21 protein-coding genes are annotated in these 20,351 nt (G+C 59.4%); 16 read left to right on the top strand and 5 right to left on the bottom strand.

What is annotated here, in order from left to right:
- Window positions 1–61: 61 nt before the first annotated feature.
- Genes J7394_RS07020 through J7394_RS07010 form a run of 3 tightly spaced genes read left to right on the top strand, consistent with a single transcriptional unit; the run spans window position 62 to window position 2,450 of the window.
- Window positions 62–1,198, top strand: coding sequence for a gamma-butyrobetaine dioxygenase (locus J7394_RS07020; RefSeq protein WP_209251874.1), 1,137 nt, complete (start codon window positions 62–64; stop codon window positions 1,196–1,198).
- A complete protein-coding gene (locus J7394_RS07015) occupies window positions 1,195–1,785 on the top strand; it encodes an HD domain-containing protein (RefSeq protein ID WP_209251872.1) in 591 nt (196 codons plus the stop codon). The genes J7394_RS07020 and J7394_RS07015 overlap by 4 nt, the downstream gene beginning before the upstream one ends.
- On the top strand, window positions 1,782–2,450 hold the full coding sequence (locus J7394_RS07010; protein WP_209251870.1) for an ureidoglycolate lyase: 669 nt from the start codon (window positions 1,782–1,784) through the stop codon (window positions 2,448–2,450). The genes J7394_RS07015 and J7394_RS07010 overlap by 4 nt, the downstream gene beginning before the upstream one ends.
- Here J7394_RS07010 and J7394_RS07005 read toward each other — a convergent pair.
- A complete protein-coding gene (locus J7394_RS07005) occupies window positions 2,437–3,120 on the bottom strand; it encodes a DUF2306 domain-containing protein (protein WP_209251868.1) in 684 nt (227 codons plus the stop codon). The genes J7394_RS07010 and J7394_RS07005 overlap by 14 nt on opposite strands.
- A gap of 38 nt (window positions 3,121–3,158) precedes the next feature.
- A complete protein-coding gene (gene dapB, locus J7394_RS07000) occupies window positions 3,159–3,968 on the bottom strand; it encodes a 4-hydroxy-tetrahydrodipicolinate reductase (protein ID WP_209251867.1) in 810 nt (269 codons plus the stop codon).
- 91 nt (window positions 3,969–4,059) lie between these two features.
- On the opposite strand from dapB, the gene rbfA reads away from it, so the two are divergent.
- The 6 genes from rbfA (at window position 4,060) to rpsO (ending at window position 8,189) form a co-directional block, all read left to right on the top strand.
- Window positions 4,060–4,455, top strand: a complete 396-nt coding sequence (gene rbfA, locus J7394_RS06995) for a 30S ribosome-binding factor RbfA (protein ID WP_170379347.1) — start codon at window positions 4,060–4,062, stop codon at window positions 4,453–4,455.
- Window positions 4,452–5,186 carry a phosphodiester glycosidase family protein gene (locus J7394_RS06990; protein ID WP_209251865.1) on the top strand — a complete coding sequence of 245 codons (735 nt, stop codon included), beginning with the start codon at window positions 4,452–4,454 and terminating at the stop codon, window positions 5,184–5,186. The genes rbfA and J7394_RS06990 overlap by 4 nt, the downstream gene beginning before the upstream one ends.
- Before the next feature lie 60 nt (window positions 5,187–5,246).
- On the top strand, window positions 5,247–6,152 hold the full coding sequence (gene truB, locus J7394_RS06985; protein WP_209251863.1) for a tRNA pseudouridine(55) synthase TruB: 906 nt from the start codon (window positions 5,247–5,249) through the stop codon (window positions 6,150–6,152).
- Between the two features lie 21 nt (window positions 6,153–6,173).
- Entirely contained in the window at window positions 6,174–6,677 is a 504-nt protein-coding gene (locus tag J7394_RS06980; RefSeq protein WP_209251861.1) for a DUF1643 domain-containing protein, read from the top strand.
- A 97-nt stretch (window positions 6,678–6,774) separates the two neighbouring features.
- Entirely contained in the window at window positions 6,775–7,776 is a 1,002-nt protein-coding gene (locus J7394_RS06975; RefSeq protein ID WP_209251859.1) for a calcium-binding protein, read from the top strand.
- A 143-nt stretch (window positions 7,777–7,919) separates the two neighbouring features.
- Window positions 7,920–8,189, top strand: coding sequence for a 30S ribosomal protein S15 (gene rpsO / locus J7394_RS06970; protein ID WP_170379357.1), 270 nt, complete (start codon window positions 7,920–7,922; stop codon window positions 8,187–8,189).
- Between the two features lie 108 nt (window positions 8,190–8,297).
- On the opposite strand, the gene J7394_RS06965 is transcribed toward rpsO, so the two are convergent.
- Entirely contained in the window at window positions 8,298–9,899 is a 1,602-nt protein-coding gene (locus J7394_RS06965; RefSeq protein ID WP_209251858.1) for a BCCT family transporter, read from the bottom strand.
- Between the two features lie 426 nt (window positions 9,900–10,325).
- Here J7394_RS06965 and pnp point away from each other — a divergent pair, with 426 nt between their 5' ends.
- From pnp to J7394_RS06945, 4 genes are all read left to right on the top strand, one after another.
- Window positions 10,326–12,473: a polyribonucleotide nucleotidyltransferase gene (gene pnp, locus J7394_RS06960; protein WP_209251856.1), complete on the top strand. Its 2,148-nt coding sequence runs from the start codon at window positions 10,326–10,328 to the stop codon at window positions 12,471–12,473.
- Window positions 12,474–12,648: 175 nt separating this feature from the next.
- A complete protein-coding gene (locus J7394_RS06955) occupies window positions 12,649–13,653 on the top strand; it encodes a Hint domain-containing protein (RefSeq protein WP_209251854.1) in 1,005 nt (334 codons plus the stop codon).
- A gap of 185 nt (window positions 13,654–13,838) precedes the next feature.
- Complete coding sequence (locus J7394_RS06950; RefSeq protein WP_209251852.1) at window positions 13,839–14,528, top strand: outer membrane protein; 690 nt, start codon at window positions 13,839–13,841, stop codon at window positions 14,526–14,528.
- Between the two features lie 71 nt (window positions 14,529–14,599).
- Window positions 14,600–15,331, top strand: a complete 732-nt coding sequence (locus J7394_RS06945) for a glycosyltransferase family 25 protein (protein ID WP_209251850.1) — start codon at window positions 14,600–14,602, stop codon at window positions 15,329–15,331.
- 69 nt (window positions 15,332–15,400) lie between these two features.
- Here J7394_RS06945 and J7394_RS06940 read toward each other — a convergent pair whose 3' ends face one another.
- Window positions 15,401–16,051, bottom strand: coding sequence for a peroxiredoxin (locus J7394_RS06940; RefSeq protein WP_170459651.1), 651 nt, complete (start codon window positions 16,049–16,051; stop codon window positions 15,401–15,403).
- 203 nt (window positions 16,052–16,254) lie between these two features.
- Between J7394_RS06940 and J7394_RS06935 the strand changes: the two genes are divergently transcribed.
- Window positions 16,255–17,694, top strand: coding sequence for an aldehyde dehydrogenase family protein (locus tag J7394_RS06935; protein WP_209251848.1), 1,440 nt, complete (start codon window positions 16,255–16,257; stop codon window positions 17,692–17,694).
- A 50-nt stretch (window positions 17,695–17,744) separates the two neighbouring features.
- On the opposite strand, the gene J7394_RS06930 is transcribed toward J7394_RS06935, so the two are convergent.
- Entirely contained in the window at window positions 17,745–18,587 is an 843-nt protein-coding gene (locus J7394_RS06930) for a bifunctional helix-turn-helix domain-containing protein/methylated-DNA--[protein]-cysteine S-methyltransferase (RefSeq protein ID WP_209251846.1), read from the bottom strand.
- Window positions 18,588–18,705: 118 nt separating this feature from the next.
- Between J7394_RS06930 and nth the strand changes: the two genes are divergently transcribed.
- On the top strand, window positions 18,706–19,350 hold the full coding sequence (gene nth, locus J7394_RS06925) for an endonuclease III (protein WP_209251844.1): 645 nt from the start codon (window positions 18,706–18,708) through the stop codon (window positions 19,348–19,350).
- On the top strand, window positions 19,347–20,336 hold the full coding sequence (locus J7394_RS06920) for an adenosine kinase (protein ID WP_209251842.1): 990 nt from the start codon (window positions 19,347–19,349) through the stop codon (window positions 20,334–20,336). The genes nth and J7394_RS06920 overlap by 4 nt, the downstream gene beginning before the upstream one ends.
- The last annotated feature ends 15 nt before the right edge of the window (window positions 20,337–20,351 follow it).

The following is a 20,351-nucleotide window of genomic DNA, read 5'->3' as shown; positions in this document are numbered from 1 at the left end:
GATAATGTCATAAGGCGCGTATCCCCTTCAAGCAACGCCCGCGCTGAACAGGAGAGACCCCATGCTGCGCACCGCCACCTTTGACCCTTCGGTTGTGACTGTTGAATTCACCGACGGAACCTCGGCCCGATTTCATGCCATCTGGCTGCGCGACAACGCGCTTGACCCGGACACCCGCGCGCCAGGCAACGGGCAGCGCCTGATCACCATTGGCGACATCCCCGAAAACACCTCAGTCACCGCGGCCGAGGTGATCGACGGCGATCTGAGCGTCACCTTCCAGCCAGAGGGTAAAACCGTCACCTTCCCCGCCGAATGGCTGGCCGATCATGTTTACGATCGCGATCAAAGCGCCCCGTTCGGGCGCATCGCCCCCGGCATCACCACATGGGAAAGCGGCATCGCAGCCCCCAGCGGCGACTGGAACGCGGTTCACGCCGACCCGAGCGCCAAACGCAACTGGCTGGCGGCTGTGGCCGAATTCGGCTTTGCCAAACTGACCGGTGGTCCGACCGAGCCCGAGTCTCTACTGAAGGTGGCCGACCTGTTTGGCTATGTGCGTGAGACCAACTACGGCCCTTATTTTGAGGTTCGGACAGAGGTGAACCCGACCAACCTCGCCTATACCGGACTGGGATTGCAGGCCCACACCGACAATCCCTACCGCGATCCGGTGCCGACGCTACAAATCCTCTACTGCCTTGAAAACAGCGCCGAGGGCGGCGACTCGATCGTCGTTGACGGGTTCCGCGCCGCCGAAAAACTGCGCGACCAGAATCCCGAGGGCTTTGCTCTGCTGGCCGGCTATCCTGCGCGGTTCGAATACAAAGGCTCGGACGGGGTTTGCCTGCGCTCACGCCGCCCGATGATCGAACTGTCACCCGATGGCGAAGTCATTGGCATCCGGTTCAATAACCGCTCCTCCGCGCCCTTTGTGGATGTGCCCTTCGACAAAATGGAGGCCTATTACGCCGCCTATCGCCAGTTGGGGGACATCATCGACGACCCTGCGATGGGCGTGTCGTTCAAGCTTGAACCGGGCGAGAGCTTCATCGTCGACAACACCCGCGTGCTGCATGCGCGACTTGGCTATTCGGGCGCAGGGTCGCGGTGGCTGCAAGGCTGCTACGCCGACAAGGACGGGTTGCTGTCCACTCTGGCCGCTATGGACATGGCACAACCGGAGGCGGCGGAATGAAACCCGACTACACGACTCTGAACCGCGACAATATCGTGGCCTTCATCGGCGATATCTTCGACCGCCGTGGTGGCGAGGAATATCTGGGCGAACCCGTGACCATGGCCGAGCACATGCTGCAAGGGGCCACCATCGCCGAACAGAACGGCATGCCCGAAGAGATCATCGTGGGTGCCCTCCTGCATGACATCGGCCACTTCACCTCGGAATTCGGAACCTATCACCCGGATGACACCGAGGATCGCCATCATGAAGACGCAGGTGCGGAAGTGCTGGAGCAGTTCTTTCCGTCCGTCATCACCGATTGCTGTCGCTACCATGTAGCCGCCAAACGGTATCTTTGCGCCACGAAGCCCGAGTATTTCAACCGGCTGTCCGCCGCCTCGGTCCACACGCTGGAGCTGCAAGGCGGCCCGATGAGCTCCGAGGAAGTGACCGCGTTCGAGGCCAACCCGAACCTAAAGGAGATCATTCAGGTGCGATATCTCGATGAGGCCGGAAAGCGCGCGGATATGGAGACCCCTGATTTTGCACATTTCGCCCCGATGGTGCAGCGTATGGTCGACAAGCACATGGGTACGCCATGAACGCCCCGGAATATATCTTTGAAGCCAGCACCAAACCCTCGCTGCCGTGGCACGAGGTTCCCCTGATCCGCGCCACGGACGCTTCGGTCAAAGGCTATGGCTGTCTGGTCGATGACCCCGAAGGGTTCGAGATCGAGATCACTCGCTGGCCGCAGCAAGGCTGGCGGCCCATCGACGAAGGCACCGGCGATGAAGGCGGCTGGGTCGAAGGCACGTTCCATGGGCAGTGGAAAGGCGATGTCCTCTATGGCCGAAACGAAGCCGTGGGCGGCCACTACGTTCTGGGCTGGTCAACTGATCCTCAGCAGGCACAGGTCGAGCGGCAGAGCGCACCGCGCGATCAAGTCCTTTTGTGGCACATGAACTACCACCCGGATGGCGGGCAAATGTTCTGGCCGCTGGACAACAAGCCCTTCATCGTTCCCGTTGCCCTGCCGGGCGACAATCTGACACCGGAAAAGGTGGTGGCCTTCTGGTGCGATGGCTCACGCGGCTTCTATATCCATCCCGGCATTTGGCATGAGGGGATTTTCCCGGTCGAAGACAACCAGCGCTTTCTCGACCGGCAAGGCGCGGTTCACGCCCGCGTCAGCGCAGATATCGGCAAGGAATTCGGCGTCTATCTTGCTTGCCCGTTGCGCGCGGAGAAAATCAAAGACCTGTAGTCCATGCAGCCTGATGCGCAGAACGCTTTCGCAAGATCCAAATCTGCACCATCAACAGATAGGGAACAAAGAACGCGAAGTTCTGCACCAGATCGAAAGGGCCCGAGAAATCGGGCTCTGACCCGACACCTCCGGTCAAAAGGTACCAAAGGGTGTAATGAACACGGTAGAGCCACGACCCAAGCGCCAGCCAAAACAGCCGCAACCCCCAAGCCCAATGCCCTGCTCGGTTCCTAACACGGGCCATCCGCGCCAGCATCAAGGCCGAAGTGAACAGGCACAATCCATAGAGGAAAAACGCAGCAGACATCACCGGCCCGCCGATCGTTCCGCGCAGGGGAATATAGGTCATACCGGCTAGCCCTGTGACTAGTGCCAGCGCGATCAGCACCGCGCCCAACATACGATGAAATCGGTTGAACCTCAGACGAACAGCGCGGATCAATTGCAACGGCACGAGAGCCACCAAGACTGTTCCAGCACCGATATGCAGCATCATGGCGGCGTTGCCGACGCGGGCGTCATCGGCGAACAAATAGCTCTGCCGGGACGCGTTCTCGGACAATCCGATACCAATCATCCCGAACCCATGCACTACAAACGGCAGCAGCGTCAGGTAGAACAGTACCAGCACCAACCCGGCTACCAAACGAGATTTCAGGGTCCTCATAACCAGACCTTAGCGTCGTCAGGCGATCCGTCTATGACTTACAGCCCCAGCACATCCACCATGTCATACTGACCCGGTGCCTTGCCCTGCCCCCAAAGCGCCGCCTTCAGCGCGCCGCGGGCAAATATGGCGCGGTCCGTGGCCAGATGGCGCAGGACGATGCGCTCTCCCGGCGCGGCGAACAGGACGTCATGTTCGCCCACGATGTCTCCGCCGCGAATGGCGTGGAAGCCTATGTCTCCGCGCTTTCGCGCGCCGGTGATGCCATCGCGGCCCCGGTCGGCCACATCCGACAGCTTGACACCACGCCCTTCAGCGGCGGCGTCGCCCAGCATCAGCGCTGTGCCCGAGGGCGCATCGACCTTGTGGTGGTGATGGCCTTCGATGACCTCGATGTCGAAATCTTCGTCCAGAGCAGCGGCGACTTTTTTGGTCAGTTGCACCAGCAAATTGACCCCAAGGCTCATATTGCCCGCCCGCACGATCACTGCATGGCGCGAGGCAGGCTCGAGCGCGGCGATCTGTTCCTCGGTCATGCCAGTGGTACCGATCACATGCACACACCGCGCCTGCGCGGCCAAAGCAGCAAACTCCAGCGTCGCCTCGGGCGCGGTGAAATCAATGACGGCCTGCGCCTGCGCGAACGCCTCCAACGGATCGTCTGTCACGGTCACGCCCAGCGCCTGCCCGCCTATCGCGGTGCCCACGTCCTGACCGATCCAGTCATGGCCCGCGCGCTCGACTACACCAACAAGACGGGCCTGATCGCTGTCAGTCACGGTCTTGATCAGCATCTGCCCCATACGGCCCGAAGCCCCTGTGATGACGATCCCCGGAATATGGGTCATTGCTTTCTTCCCCTAGATATAGTCGGCTCAAAGCCTCCTACCCGGTTCGCGCCCGCTTGGCAAAGGCTCGGTTAGGGCTTAGATCGTCGGTATGGCAAAGAACAAATTCCACGATGGCCCCGGCCCGTCCCAACGGCAACTGCGTGTCGGCGAACTGATCCGCCGCACCCTGTCCGAAGTTCTGGCGCGCGGAGATGTCCACGACCCCGACCTGAACCGTATGTCGATCACCGTAGGTGAGGTCCGCACCTCGCCCGATCTCAAGATCGCCACCGCCTATGTGCTGCCGCTAGGCGGCAAAGGCCAAGAGGATGTGATCGACCTGCTCGCCCGTAACAAGGGTGAGCTGCGGCGCATGATCGGCAAGAAGTTGAACCTGAAATTCTCGCCCGATCTGCGGTTCCGTCTGGATGATACGTTTGACCGGCTGGACGACACCCGCCGCATGTTCGAACAGGACGCGGTGCGCCGCGATCTGGACGAGTGATCCGGGCATTCGCAACACTTGGCGCGGCTCTCTGGGCCGCGCAGGCCCATGCGGTCACTTGTGAAAAGCTGACCCATGAGGACAAGCGGTATACGGTCTGCGAGGTCGATGCCTCGGAAGACCTGCGCCTGTTTCTGAACGATGACGAAGGCGATCTGCTTGGGCATTTCTCATCGGTGAACGACTCGCTCGCGCCCGAAGGCAAACGGCTTGTCTTTGCGATGAATGCGGGCATGTACCACGACGACCGCTCACCCGTTGGCCACTATGTCGAAAACGGGCAAGAGAAGATGCGTGTGATCCCGAATGCCGGGCCCGGTAATTTCGGATTGTTGCCCAACGGGGTGTTCTGCATTCGCGAGCGCCGCGCTGACGTGTTCGAAACGCTCACTTTCGTGGATCAGGCCCCAAAGTGCCGATTTGCAACCCAATCCGGCCCGATGCTGGTGATCGACGGCGAGTTGCACCCCCGGTTCCTGCCCGATTCGACCTCACGCTACATTCGCAATGGTGTGGGGACCAGTGCCGATGGCACGCGCACGGTCTTTGCGATTTCCGAGGATTACGTGACCTTCCATGAGTTCGGCAGGCTGTTCCGCGACGTGCTGGAAACGCCGAATGCGCTGTTCCTCGATGGAAATATCTCGCGCATGTATGAGCGCGCCAGCAACCGGTCGGATATCGGGTTCTCACTAGGGCCAATCGTAGGCGTCGTCGAAGACGCGCCCTGAGTTTGACAGCGGCAAAACGATCCGCTAACCCGCGCGCCTTAGCAAAAGGCAAGGTGCAAGATGGGACGCAAACGCAAGGGCCGCGACATTTCCGGTTGGCTGGTGGTGGACAAGCCCGCGGGCATGACCTCGACCGCAGTGGTCAACAAGGTGCGTTGGGCGATGGACGCCAAGAAAGCGGGCCATGCGGGTACTCTGGACCCTGAGGCGACCGGCGTTCTGGCCGTGGCTTTGGGTGAGGCGACCAAAACCGTTCCCTACATCACCGATGCTTTGAAAGCCTACACTTTCACCGTACGTCTTGGACAAGCCACCAACACCGACGATGCCGAAGGCGAAGTGATTGCGCAAAGCGATGCGCGCCCTACAGATGACGATATCAAACAGGCCCTCGCTCCGTTTCTGGGGGATATTATGCAGGTGCCGCCCAAGTTCTCGGCCGTGAAGATCGACGGGCAACGCGCCTATAAGCTGGCCCGCGACGGCGAAGAGGTAGAGCTGTCCGCCCGCCCCCTCTGGGTCGAAGAACTGATCCTCGTTGACCGTCCCGACGAAGACCATGTGGTGCTGGAGATGACCTGCGGCAAAGGCGGCTATGTCCGCTCGATCGCGCGGGATCTGGGTGAGGCTTTGGGCTGCCACGGACACGTGAAGGCACTCCGCCGCATCTGGTCCGGCCCTTTTGAGGCCGAAGATGGGTTGTCCATCGAACAGATCGACGAGATGGCCAAGACCGAGGCGCTGGACGACTACCTGCATCCGCTGGAAACCGGCCTCTCTGACCTGCCCGAACTGAAATGTACACACGAAGGCGCCACCCGTCTGCGCAACGGAAATCCGGGCATGGTTCTGGCCTCGGACGTGGAATATGGCGATGAGGCCTGGGCCTCGCTGGACGGCAAGGCCGTGGCGGTGGGCATCTACAAATCCGGCGAGCTGCACCCAAGCCGGGTGTTCGTTACCTGAGCCCTGTGTTAGGCGAAGGGCATGATTACCCGAACGCATACCAAGGGCGATGCGCCCTCGACCGCCGTCTACTCGGATTGCGAGAAATACCGCTATAGCCTGACCCGTGTTTGGGATCCGGCAGGGCGTAAGGCGCTGTTTGTGATGCTGAACCCGTCAACCGCGACCGAGGTGCAGAACGACCCGACGGTCGAGCGTTGCGAACGCCGCGCACGGGCGCTGGGGTTCGGGGCGTTTCAAGTCACCAACATCTTTGCCTGGCGCGATACCGATCCGCGCAAGATGCGCGCCGCAGCTGATCCGGTCGGTCCGGCGAACGACGCGGCCATTCTGGATGGCGCCCAATGGGCCGATCAGGTCATTGCCGCCTGGGGCACCCACGGCGCACATCTGGACCGCGGCCCAGCGGTTGAGGCGCTGCTACGCGGCACCGGGCAGCCTCTGTTTCATCTGGGCCTGTCCAAAGCGGGACACCCGAAACATCCGCTTTACATCGCCTATACCCAGCAGCCCGAACTCTGGTGACAAAGGGTTAACCACTCGGCCAGCTATGCTTTGACCGATGAACCGTTCGGATGGGACAGTGCCGCCAAGGCGTCTCATTTCTTTCGGAGGGTTCGATATGTTTCTGGCCGGGTTGATCGGATTGGCCGCCGTCGGCGGCGCGGCATACGCCATTGGGGATGTGTTCATCGAAGAAGAAGATGAGCAAGACGAAGGCGCGGAGGACGAAAGCCAGACCGAGATCGGCGAAGGTGAGTTCCTTGACGTGGGCGAGAGCATCGAGCCGGCGCAGGACAGCGACGACACCGGCGGCACGGTGATCTCGGAACATGAAGGCGATCTGGTGATCGCCGGAAGCGACAACGCCGATGTCATAACCGGGCAGGACGGCACGGACCAGATCAACGGCTATGGCGGTGATGACCACATCATGGGCGGCGATGGCGACGACGTGATGCACGGAGCCGAAGGTGAGGACACCCTGTCCGGCGGTCAGGGCGATGACCTTCTGCATGGCGAGGCCGACGATGACGCCCTGTTCGGGGATGAGGGCGATGACAGGCTCTACGGTCATTTCGGCGACGATCATATGCAGGGCGGCGAAGGCAGTGACGCGCTGTATGGTGGTCAGGGCGACGATGATCTGAACGGCGGAGAAGGCAATGATGCCCTGCAGGGCGGCTATGGTGATGACACTCTGACCGGCGGTACGGGCGAGGATACCCTCTTCGGCGGCGATGGCGACGACCTGTTGCTGGGCGATGAAGATAACGGCGAGACGGACTATCTGAACGGCGGCGCAGGTGAGGACACGATACTGGCCAAAGATGGCGACGTTGCGACCGGAGGCGCAGGCGCGGATGACATCATCGCCGACACGGAGAATTCCGAAGTCACCGTGATGGGCTTTCAATCCGGTGAGGACCGCCTGCTGATCACCTGGGAAGATCAGGACCCACCCGAGATCGAAATCGAACAGGACCCCGAGAATGAGAACCTGACCCGCGTCAGCCTCAACGGTCATGAGGTCGCGCATCTGTTCGGGGCCGACGGGTTGACGGTGGACGACATCCATCTCCTGACCGAGGCCGAATTGGCGGAATACCTGCCTGCTGGTTGAGCCGTCAGAATCCCTTTGCCATTCGCGCCAAAAGCGCCTATACGCGCCCATCCGCATCGGAATCGGTGCGGTTTTCTCCATGGGCCTGTGCTGGACGACATCCCGGCCTGCGCCATTAACTCTAACCTTTAAAGGAGACCCCGATGTCGATTACTGCCGCTGAAAAAGCACGCGTCATGAAAGAATTCGGCACCAAAGAGGGCGACACCGGTTCGCCTGAAGTCCAGGTTGCCATCCTGACCTCGCGCATCACCACCCTGACCGAGCACTTCAAGACCCACAAAAAAGACAACCACGGTCGTCGCGGTCTGCTCAAAATGGTCGCCCAGCGCCGTAAGCTGCTGGACTACCTGAAGGGTAAGGAAGAAGCACGCTATCAGGACCTGATCAAAAAGCTGGGCATCCGCCGCTAAGATCAGAGCTGATCAAGCTGATATCAAAACGCCCGCCGAAACAGCGGGCGTTTTTTTTGGCATGGCCATGTGGGCAGGGCTGGAAAGCCCTGCATACAAGGTACGTCGCTACATCTTGGCCCGTTCCGATTTCAATGCCAGCCATAGGCAGTAGCACATCATCAGAACCACCAACGTGAACGGGATGCCCGTCGACACAGCCGCGCCTTGCAGAGCCGCAAGACCGCCGCCCAAGAGCAGGGCGATTGCCACCAGACCCTCGAGCGTGCACCAGAACACCCGTTGGATCACCGGAGCATCCATCTTACCTCCGGCAGTAATCGTATCAATCACCAACGAGCCTGAATCCGACGAGGTCACAAAGAACACGACGATCAATATCAGGGCGATCGGCGCGATGATGCCATAGAGCGGCAGTTCCTTAAGGAAGCCGAACAGGGCGCCCTCGGGGGCATAGCTGTCGATCACGGTTGCGCGCACGCCTTCTGCTCCGCCTGCGTTCAGCATGTCGATAGCGGCACCGCCGAAGGTCGACATCCACAGGGCGCAGACCGCCGTGGGGGCCAGAAGCGCGCAGAGGATGAACTCACGCACCGTACGGCCCTTGGAAATGCGGGCGATGAACATGCCCACAAAAGGCGACCACGCGATCCACCAAGCCCAGTAGAAGGTCGTCCAGCCATGGAAATAGCTGGTGTCTTCTCGCCCAAATGGATTGGACAGTGCCGGTAGATGGGTCACGTAATCCACCATCACGTTGAAATACCGCGAAATGGCTGTACCCACTCCGGTGACAATGATGACGAAAAGGAACAGACCAACGGCCATGATCATGTTGATCTCGCTCAGCCGTTTCACGCCCGCATCCATACCCAGCAGCACCGAGCCAAGCGCGATCAGCGTGATGCCGATGATCAGCAGGACAGTGACGGTCGGGCTAGGCTCGATACCGAACACCTCGTACAACCCGGCGGCAACTTGCTGCGCCCCAAGACCCAGAGAGGTGGTCAAACCGAACAGCGTGGCAAACACCGCCAGAGTGTCGATCAGGTGACCCCACCAACCCCAGACACGCTCACCCAGAAGCGGATAGAAAGCCGAGCGTAAAGTCAGGGGCAGGTTCAGGTTATATGCAAAGATCGCAAGACTTAAACCAACGGCGGCATACACCGCCCAACCTTCAAGGCCCCAATGGTGGATCGTACCAACGATACCCGCGTATTCATTCCCAGGAACAGCGATATCAATACCAAGAGGCACCGCATTCCCGTCTTCGGCGAAGTTATAATAAACTGGCTCCATCACGCCGAAGAACAGCAGACCGATACCAATACCGGCGGCGAACATCATCGCGATCCATCCGGCATAGGAATAGTCAGGCTTGGCGTCCTTGCCACCGATCCTGACTTTGCCAACAGGCAGTACGATCAGAACCAGACAGAACAGGGTGATGGCGTTCACGGACAGGACGAGAAACCAGTCAAACGTACTGGTGAGCCATGGTCTGAGCCAGCCAAAAAAGGCGGCCGCGGCCTCTTGGTTGGCCAATGCGATCAAAACGAACGCAAAGATCAAAATACTCGAGATCAGGAAGACCGGATTGTGGATATCCAAACCGAATGGCCGGACGTTGTCCTGACCCAGTTCATACTCGGTTTCGAAATCGTAGATCCGCGGATCCGGATCCAGCATTTTCTTGGTTTGAGACATACTTCGCCCCTTTGCTCACAAGCTGCAAACGCCAAGGTAGTCGGCCGGCTGACGGTTATGAGTATGTTACCCCCTTGGCGTATTCCCGTCTCTTCGACCGTGGGTTCAGTGGTAACAGTCTACACTGCATACAGTTTTTTCAAAACGCATTCATTTATTTGAATCTTAAGCCCCGTGGGAACTGACGTTTCGCAGCCTCAAAAATGGCGCTGCGCAGGGTGCTCAAATACCAGTCTGCGCGATTCTGCCAATCGCAGCCGTTCCCCTTTCCTTCCCCCCCAAACTCATGTATGCGCGCGGGTATCTGAGACGTTGTGCCCTGACCCCGGCACTCGAATGGAAGATAAAGTGGGGTCGGCGGCAATGGGGCCGCCATGCAAACCGGAGACCCGCAGGGGCGGGAGTGCTCCGTTCTAGGATACGCATATGTTTGATGTAACTAAGAAATCTATGCAGTGGGGCGAAGAGACGCTCACACTGGAAACAGGCAAGGTTGCCCGTCAGGCGGACGGCACCGTGATTGCCACGCTGGGCGAAACCAGCGTCATGGCCAACGTGACCTTTGCCAAGCAACAAAAGCCCGGTCAGGATTTTTTCCCGCTGACCGTCCACTACCAAGAGAAATACTATGCCGCCGGTAAAGTTCCGGGTGGCTTCTTCAAGCGCGAGGCGCGCCCGACCGAGAAAGAGACGCTGACCGCGCGTCTGATCGACCGTCCGATCCGCCCGCTGTTCGTTGACGGCTTCAAAAACGAAGTTCTGGTGATGTGCACCGTACTGAGCCACGATCTGGTCAACGACCCCGACATCGTTGCGATGATCGCGGCATCCGCTGCTCTGACCATTTCCGGCGCGCCGTTCATGGGCCCGATCGCCGGTGCCCGCGTTGGTTTCGTGGATGGCGAATACGTCCTGAACCCGACCGTGGACGACATGCAGGACCTGCGCCTGAACCCCGAACAGCGTCTGGACCTGGTTGTTGCCGGTACCAAAAACGCCGTGATGATGGTGGAATCGGAAGCTTACGAGCTGTCCGAGGCCGAAATGCTGGGTGCCGTGAACTTCGCGCATGAGCAAATCCAGCCGGTTCTGGACCTGATCATCGATCTGGCCGAAGAAACCGCAAAAGAGCCGTTTGAGTTCGCAGCACCCGACTATTCGAGCCTCTACGCCGCTGTTTCCGAAGCCGGTGAAGAGCAGATGCGCGCCGCATTCGCGATCACCGACAAGCAAGAGCGCACCGCCGCTGTTGCCGCGGCCCGTGAAGCGATCAAAGAAGCGCTGACCGAGGAACAGCTGGAAGACGCGAACCTCGGCGCGGCAATGAAAAAGCTGGAAGCTGGCATCCTGCGCGGTGACGTCGTCAAGGGCGGCAAGCGCATCGACGGTCGCTCGACCACCGACGTGCGTGCCATCGAAGCCGAAACCTCGATGCTGCCCCGGACCCACGGTTCCGCCCTGTTCACCCGTGGTGAAACTCAGGCGCTGGCCGTAACCACGCTGGGCACCGGTGACGATGAGCAGTTCATCGACGCACTGCACGGCAACTTCAAATCGAACTTCCTGCTGCACTATAACTTCCCCCCCTATTCGGTTGGTGAAGTGGGCCGCGTTGGCTCGCCCGGCCGTCGTGAGATCGGTCACGGCAAGCTGGCATGGCGCGCGCTGCAGGCGGTTCTGCCTGCGCCGACCGACTTCCCCTACACCGTTCGCGTGGTGTCGGAGATCACTGAATCCAACGGCTCGTCCTCGATGGCTTCCGTCTGCGGCGGTTCGCTGTCGATGATGGACGCGGGTGTTCCGCTGAAAGCACCGGTTGCCGGTGTGGCCATGGGTCTGATCCTGGAAGATGACGGTGACTACGCTGTTCTGACCGACATTCTGGGTGACGAAGACCACCTGGGCGACATGGACTTCAAGGTGGCGGGGACCGAAAACGGCATCACCTCGCTGCAGATGGACATCAAGGTTGCGGGCATCACGCCCGAGATCATGGAGACCGCTCTGGCACAGGCCAAAGATGGCCGTATGCACATCCTGAGCGAGATGGGCAAAGCCCTGTCCGAGACCAACGAATTCTCGGTCCACGCTCCGCGCATCGAGACCATGAACATCCCGACTGACAAGATCCGCGAAGTGATCGGCTCGGGTGGTAAGGTCATCCGTGAGATCGTCGAGGTTTCGGGTGCCAAGGTCGACATCAACGACGACGGCGTCATCAAGATCGCCTCGCCGGATGGTGAGTCGATCCAGAAGGCCTATGACATGATCTATTCGATCGTGGCCGAGCCGGAAGAAGGTCAGATCTACACCGGTAAAGTGGTCAAGATCGTCGACTTCGGTGCCTTCGTGAACTTCTTTGGCAAGCGCGACGGCCTTGTCCACGTGTCCCAGATCGAAAACCGCCGCCTGAACCATCCGTCGGATGTTCTGAAAGAAGGTCAGGAAGTTAAGGTCAAACTGCTGGGCTTCGACGATCGCGGCAAGGTCCGCCTATCGATGAAAGTCGTCGATCAGGAAACCGGCGAAGAGATCGTTCCTGAGAAGAAAGAAAAGAAGGAAGACGCAGAGTAATCTGCCCCTTTCCAAAGCAGAAAGACCCCGGCCTTGTCCGGGGTCTTTTTTTCAATTGGGATGCCGCGGGCGCTCCCGACAAGGCCAAACAACTAATAACTATCAAAACTCTCCTATAGCGTGTATCCTTCAGCGTAACTTCGAATTTTCTTCATTTATTTAGGGCACGCCCAACATGAAGTTTATTACGATTTACGAAATAGACGTTGACCCGCTCGGTAGTTCAGATGTCGTCGTTCTGGCCGCATTTCAGGTTGCCATCGTCGACAATGACGACGAACTGGAAGACCCAGACGCGGATGGTGGACTGCAGCTAGATGTCAGCGCAGTACCGGGTTTCATTGGAAACTCGACAAACTTCCAGGTCTTTGAAACCTATAGCGGCGACGTTGGTGGAGAACCTGTTACCTTTACTCTGCTGCAGTTTTTCAACCCACAGTACATTGTCGTCACTTCAGGCGAGGTAGAGGTCGGCGACACGATTGAAAACACCAACAACTCGATCATAACAGCACCACCTTCAGAATACGAAACACTGCCCTCGTTCGTCTGTTTCACCGAAGGGGCGCTGATCAAGACCCCAGAGGGGGACCGCCGGATCGAGACACTTAAGCCTGGCGATATGGTTCTGACGGCCCAGGGTCGCGCCGCGCCCGTCAGGTGGATTGGGTTCCGTCGCTTGTCCTTGGACGACCTGGTCAAAGCGCCACATTTACGTCCGGTCTGTATTCCAATGAACCACTTCGCAAATGGGCTTCCGTCGCGCGACTTGAAGGTATCGCCGCAACACAGAATAGTCGTGACATCCGACCTGATGGAGGTTCACTTCTTCAACTCCATGATGCTCGCCCCAGCCAAAGCCCTTGTAGACGGCACACGCATTCGCCACATGTCGCCAGAGAACGAAGTTGTGTATATCCATCTGCTTTTCGACCAACACGAATTGGTGAATGTCGAAGGCGTTTGGTCCGAGTCCTTTTTCCCCGGTGACACAACAATGGACGCTCTGGCCCCTGCAGTGAAACGCGAGTTGTGTGAACTGTTTCCAGAGTTGTTTGTGGATGCGGCATATTACGGGAACACCGCCCTTCCGGTCATGAAAGCTTTTGAAGCCCGTATGCTGCAGGCAGATTTGACCGTACCGCGAGCTCTGCCCGAAATGGGAACAGTTTCGGCCTGAACCGACGGGAAGAACAACGTTTTACAAGCCGTAACTGCTGCAACAAAACACAGCCGTCCATTGCAAAATTATTCGGTCACGCCCCTCCAAATTGCTGTGATCCGAAGTGAAAGCCCGTGGGCTTCCCTTTGGCCACGTTCTGCCCACATCTGCGCCATACGCAATGTGGAACAAAGGACACGAACATGGCTACGCGACTTATTCTTGCCTCGGCGGCACTGACACTCGGGGCATCCGCTGTAGCAGCGCAGAGCTTGACCGACGGTGCTTATATCCAGGGCTTCGTTGGTTACAGCCAACTGCAGGACACAGATTTCTCGGGCACAATCGGCGGCAACTCTCAAACCGTCGATACGGATTTCGACGCCGGGTACGGGCTGGGTATCGCATTCGGCAAAGAGATCCCCCAATGGTCAAACGACAGCATCGGCACCCGGATCGAGCTGGAGCTGTCCTACCGCGACAATGACGTGGATGGCGTGAACTTCTCGGGCAATGGCCCTGCGGCCGAGGCCAATGTTTCGGGCGACATCACACAGACCTCGCTTTTTGCCAACATCCTGTTTGACTTCAAACAATCCGGTCCGCTGACCCCATATGCGGGCTTTGGTCTGGGGGCCACCTATTCGGATATCAACTTCGCCTACGGGCCGGGGGTCGAGCTGGACGACAGCGACACCAACTTTGCCGCCCAACTGATCGCCGGGGTCGCCTATGATATCAACGCCAACACTGCCTTCACCGTCGACGCGCGCTATTCCCGCGCGTTTGACGTCTCGTCCGAGCGTCTGGCCCCGAACGGTGCCCTGACCGGCACGGTCGAGGACGATCTGGACACGTTCAGCCTGAACTTCGGCCTGCGCTACAGTTTCTAAACCCGTTTGGGGGAGGCGTTTTTCTCCGGTTTCGCTTCCCCCGCATGCCCGCGTGTTCTATGCACGGGGGCATGCGATCTTTCATCATCCATATGTCCTCCAGTACGGCCCGCCGCGCCAACGCAGACCAGCTGTGCAAGGACTTGCCGAATGCCGAACTGTTTGAGGCGACCAACGGGCGCGACCCGGACCAGATCGCAGATGTCAGCCTGCATCCCGGCACCCTGCACAAACCGCACTACCCGTTCGACCTGCGCCCCGCGGAGATCGGCGTATTCCAAAGCCACCGTCGCCTCTGGCAGAAACTGGTGGATGAAGAGATCGACCTGGCCATCATCACCGAAGATGACCTGCGCGTCGATCCTGACAAAATAGCCCAAGCCATCAAAATGCTGCGCGCCATCGCCACCCCGGATCACTATATCCGCATCCCCGTCAAACAACGCGAAGTCGCGGCCCACACACTGGCCGAGCAAGATGGCCTAAGCGTGATCCTGCCCAAAGTGATCGGCCTGCAATGCGTCTGCCAGATGGTCGGCCGCAACGCCGCCAAACGGCTCCTGAAGGCGACCGATCAAATCGACCGCCCTGTGGATACCTTCCTGCAAATGCACTGGATCACCGGTCAGCCCATCCATGCCGTTCTGGGCAGCGGCAACCGCGAAGTGGCCCGCGATATCGGCGGCTCGACCATCCAGACGAAACCGCCCTTCTCAGACAAACTGACCCGCGAAGTCAAACGCGCCGCTTACCGAGCACAGCTCCACCTGCACCCGCAGCGCCCGCCTGCTTCATCTGGCTGAAAATATCCTCGGGGGGAATGGCGCCTCAGGCGCGATGGGGGGCAGACAGCCCCCCTGACCCGACCTAAATCAGGACGGAGCCTTGGTCTTGCGCAGATAAGGGAAGATCGTCTCGAACTCACCAAACTTCGCTTTGGCGTCTTCGTTCGAAACGGTGGGCGGGATGATCACATCCTCACCCGGCACCCAGTTCGCAGGTGTCGCAACACCCTTGGACGACATCTGCAACCCGTCCAGTGCCCGCAGGATCTCGGCAAAGTTCCGGCCAACGGTCATCGGATAGGTCATCGACAGTTTCAACTGCTTGTCGGGTCCGATGATGAAAACCGAACGTACGGTGGCGCTATCCGCAGGAGTGCGGCCATCGGGCAGATAGGCCTCGGCGGGCAGCATGTCAAAGGCCTTGGACACCGCCAGCCCATCATCTGCGATGATCGGGAAACCGGGGTTGGCCTTGCCATAGGCTTCGATGTCTTTCTTCCACTTCTTGTGGTCCTCGACCCCGTCGACCGAAACACCGATCACCTTGGTATTGCGCGCCGCCCATTCGTCGTTCAACTGGGCCACAGCCGAAAACTCGGTGGTGCAGACCGGGGTGAAGTCCTTGGGATGCGAGAACAGGATCGCCCAGCTGTCACCAATCCAATCGTGAAACTGAATGGTGCCCTGATCCGTCTCTGCGGTGAAATTCGGGACCGTGTCGTTGATACGCAAACCCATGGTGCAACTCCTTCTTTGGTTACTGACCGAGTCGAATGCTGTGAACCTAACCACTTTGCGCCAGAGTTAAACCTTCCGCAAAAGTCTTTTTCCGGGAGGTCGCCAAACAAATTTGATCAAATTACCCCCTTGCCGCGCCTCAGAGCGAATGACAGACTGTGCGGCAAAACCAGTCTTTGACATCACGGCCCGGAGGATACGCCATGATCGAAAAACGCGATTTCTACATTAACGGTCAATGGGTTGCTCCATCTGAGGCGAATGATTTCGAGGTAATCAACCCCTCGACCGAGGAACCCTGCGCGGTGATCTCCCTCGGCGCTCAGGCCGACACTGACGCCGCCGTTGCCGCGGCCAAGGCGGCCTTGCTCGGCTGGATGGCTACGCCGGTCCAAGAGCGTATCGCCCTGGTTGAAAAGCTGGCCGACCTCTACATGACCCGGTCCGAGGACCTGGCGCAGGCCATGTCGCTTGAGATGGGCGCGCCGATCGACATGTCGCGCACGGCTCAATCCGGTGCCGGGATCTATCACCTGAAGAACTTCATCCGCGCTGCCAAGGCGTTTGAATTCGAGCGCCCACTGGGCGATCACGCCCCCAATGATCGCATCATTTATGAAGCCGTGGGTGTCGCAGGTCTGATCACCCCGTGGAACTGGCCAATGAACCAGATCACCCTCAAGGTAGGCGCGGCGGCCATCGCGGGCTGTACGATGGTTCTGAAACCATCCGAGCAAAGCCCCCTGAACGCGATGATCTTTGCCGAACTGATGGACGAGGCCGGTTTCCCACCAGGAGTATTCAATCTGGTGAACGGCGATGGCGTGGGTGTCGGTTCGCAACTCTCTGCGCATCCGGATGTGGACATGATCAGCTTCACCGGCTCGACCCGCGCGGGCACTGCGATCTCGAAAAGCGCTGCCGATACGCTAAAGAAAGTGCATCTGGAGCTGGGCGGTAAAGGCGCCAACGTGATCTTTGAGGACGCGGATGAAAAGGCCGTGAAACGCGGCGTTCTGCACATGATGAACAACACCGGCCAAAGCTGTAACGCCCCCAGCCGTATGCTGGTGCAGCGCCCGATTTATGACAAGGCCGTTGAGACCGCAGCCGAAGTGGCCAATGCTGTCACGGTCGGTCCTGCAACGGAGGAAGGCCGCCATATCGGCCCCGTTGTGAATGAGCTTCAGTGGACCAAAATTCAGGACCTCATCCAAGCCGGTATTGATGAAGGCGCGCGGCTAGTTGCGGGTGGTACCGGACGGCCCGAGGGGTTGAACAAAGGCTACTACGTGCGCCCGACGGTGTTTGCAGATGCCAACAACCAGATGACCATTGCGCGTCAGGAGATCTTCGGCCCAGTTCTGACCATGATCCCCTTCGACACCGAGGAAGAAGCCGTCGAGATCGCCAATGACACGCCCTATGGCCTGACCAACTATGTCCAGACACAGAACGGCGCGCGCGCCAACCGTATGGCGCGGGTGTTGCGGTCCGGGATGGTGGAGATGAACGGCCAGTCGCGCAGCGCCGGTTCTCCGTTCGGTGGCATGAAGCAATCCGGCAACGGCCGCGAGGGTGGTGTATTCGGCCTGGAAGACTTCCTTGAGGTCAAAGCCGTCGGCGGCTGGGTGCCCGAGTAAACACTCTTGGGGATCCAGCGGTGAGGCACCTCGCGGTGCCTCGCTCTATTTCAGGCATCCGCCTGCGCGGCCTCATAGGCCAGCATCGCGCGCTTCACCGGCAGACCCCAGTGGTATCCGCCCAGACCTCCCGACTTGCGCAAGGCTCGGTGGCAGGGGATTAACCAGCTGACCGGATTGCGGCCAACCGCCGTCCCCACCGCGCGCACCGCCTGAGGCGACCCCACCCGCTGTGCGATCTCTGAATAAGTTGTGACCTGACCCGAAGGGATATGCATTAGCGCCTCCCAAACCTTGATCTGCAGGGGTGAGCCGATCAGATGCAATGGTGTTTCGGACCGGTCCGCGCCAAAAGAGGCCTCGACCCAAGGACGCAGCTTTTCGGCTTCCTCGACGAAATTGGCTTTGGGCCAGCGCGCGGTCATGTCCTCCATCGCGGCGGCCTCACCGGTTTCTGCACCGAACGCCATGCCACAGATACCCTTGTCGGTCCCCATGACCAGCGCCGGACCAAAGGGGCAATCGAACCACCCCCAGTAGACCGTCAGCCCCGCGCCTTTGCGGGCGTACTCACCGGGGCTCATCGATTCCCATTTCAGGAAAAGATCATGCAGGCGACCGCTGCCGGACAGGCCGACATTGTGGGCGGTCTCCAACGTAGTGAACCGTTCCCGCAGCAGCGCCTTGGCATGGCCCAAAGTCAGATATTGCTGGTACCGCTTCGGCGACACCCCGGTCCAGCGCGAGAACAGGCGCTGGAAATGGGCGGGGCTCATGCCCATCTGACTGGCCAGTTCTTCAAGGCTGAGGGTTTCGCCGCCCTGATCGATCAACTCAATCGCGCGGCGCATGACGTTGTAGTGGTATCCGCTTTCGTGCGTCTGGACGTTCATGGCTTTCACCTCATCTGTTGATCTGAACCATAACGCGCAGCTCACGCTCCCGCGACCCGGAACTTGCGCATTGGCTTTGGGCTTGTGTCATTGGCCCTTGGGCGGCATTAAGGCGCGGATGGCAAAGCAACTCGATTATCACACGATCCGCGAGATCTTTACGCGCTTTCAAGAGGCCGACCCGGAACCCAAGGGCGAGCTGGAGCATGTGAACGTCTACACTCTGGTCGTGGCAGTGGCGCTGTCGGCGCAGGCGACCGATGCGGGCGTCAACAAAGCCACGCGTGAGCTGTTCAAGATCGCAGACACTCCGCAAAAGATGCTGGATCTGGGCGAAGAGGGCCTGACCCAGCACATCAAAACCATCGGACTGTTCCGCCAGAAGGCGAAGAACGTCATCAAGCTCAGCCGTATACTGGTCGAAGACTACGACGGTGAGGTTCCCAATTCCCGCGCTGCGTTACAATCCCTGCCCGGTGTCGGGCGCAAGACGGCCAATGTGGTTTTGAACATGTGGTGGCGGCAACCAGCGCAAGCAGTGGACACGCATATTTTCCGTGTCGGCAACCGCACTGGTATTTGCCCCGGTAAGGACGTAGACGCCGTCGAACGCGCCATCGAGGACAATATTCCAGCCGACTTTCAACTCCATGCACATCACTGGCTGATCCTGCACGGGCGCTATCACTGCAAAGCGCGCAAGCCGCAATGCCCGACCTGTATCATCCGTGATCTCTGTCAATTCGAGGACAAGACCCTATGAAAACCTACCAACTGACCGGCATCGGAAATGCCGTTGTGGATGTCATTTCCCAGGCCGATGACAGTTTCCTGGAACTGATGGGCATTGAAAAAGGCATCATGCAACTGATCGAGCAGGAGCGCGGCGAAGTGCTCTATGCCTCGATGGAAGGCCGAGTGCAGACGCCGGGCGGCTCGGTCGCGAATACGATCGCGGGCGCGGGTGCGCTGGGTCTGGATGCCGCCTTTATTGGCCGTGTGCATGATGACGCGTTGGGTCGCTTCTATGCCGATGCGATGAACGAAGACGGTGTGGATTTCGTGAACCCGCCTGTGCCGGGTGGCGAGCTGCCGACCTCGCGCTCAATGATCTTTGTCTCGCCTGATGGCGAGCGGTCGATGAACACCTATCTGGGGATTTCCTCGGAACTGTCGTCTCAGGACGTCTCGGACGAGGTTGCCGGGAACAGCCAGATCATGTTCCTCGAGGGGTATCTGTTCGACAAGGAAAAGGGCAAAGCCGCGTTTCTTGAGGCCGCGCGCGCCTGCCACAAGGGCGGCGGCAAGGCCGGTATCGCCATTTCCGATCCTTTCTGCGTCGAGCGTCACCGGGTCGATTTCCTGCTGCTGATCGAGAACGAACTGGACTTCGTGATCGGTAATGAGGCCGAGATCAAATCCCTGTTCGAAACCGACGATCTTGAGGACGCACTGGCCAAAACCGCCGCGATCTGCCCTCTGGTCGTCTGCACCCGTTCGGGCGATGGCGTGACGGTTCTGAACGGCGATGCGCGGTATGACGTGCCGGTCGAAAAAGTAGTGCCCGTGGATGCGACCGGCGCAGGCGATCAGTTCGCCGCCGGTTTCCTGTTCGGCATGGCCACCGGCCGCGACTATGAGACCTGCGCCAAGATCGGCAATGTCTGCGCGCGCGAAGTGATCAGCCATATCGGCCCGCGCCCCGAGGCGAACATGCAAGAATTGCTGCGCGAAGAAGGGTTGTTATAGGGCGCCAAGCCGCGC

Origin of the sequence: Ruegeria sp. R13_0 (genome assembly GCF_017743995.1) — a bacterium.
Lineage (GTDB): Bacteria > Pseudomonadota > Alphaproteobacteria > Rhodobacterales > Rhodobacteraceae > Ruegeria.
The sequence above is the reverse complement of the archived record's forward strand: the minus strand, read 5'-3'. Positions and strand labels throughout refer to the sequence as shown.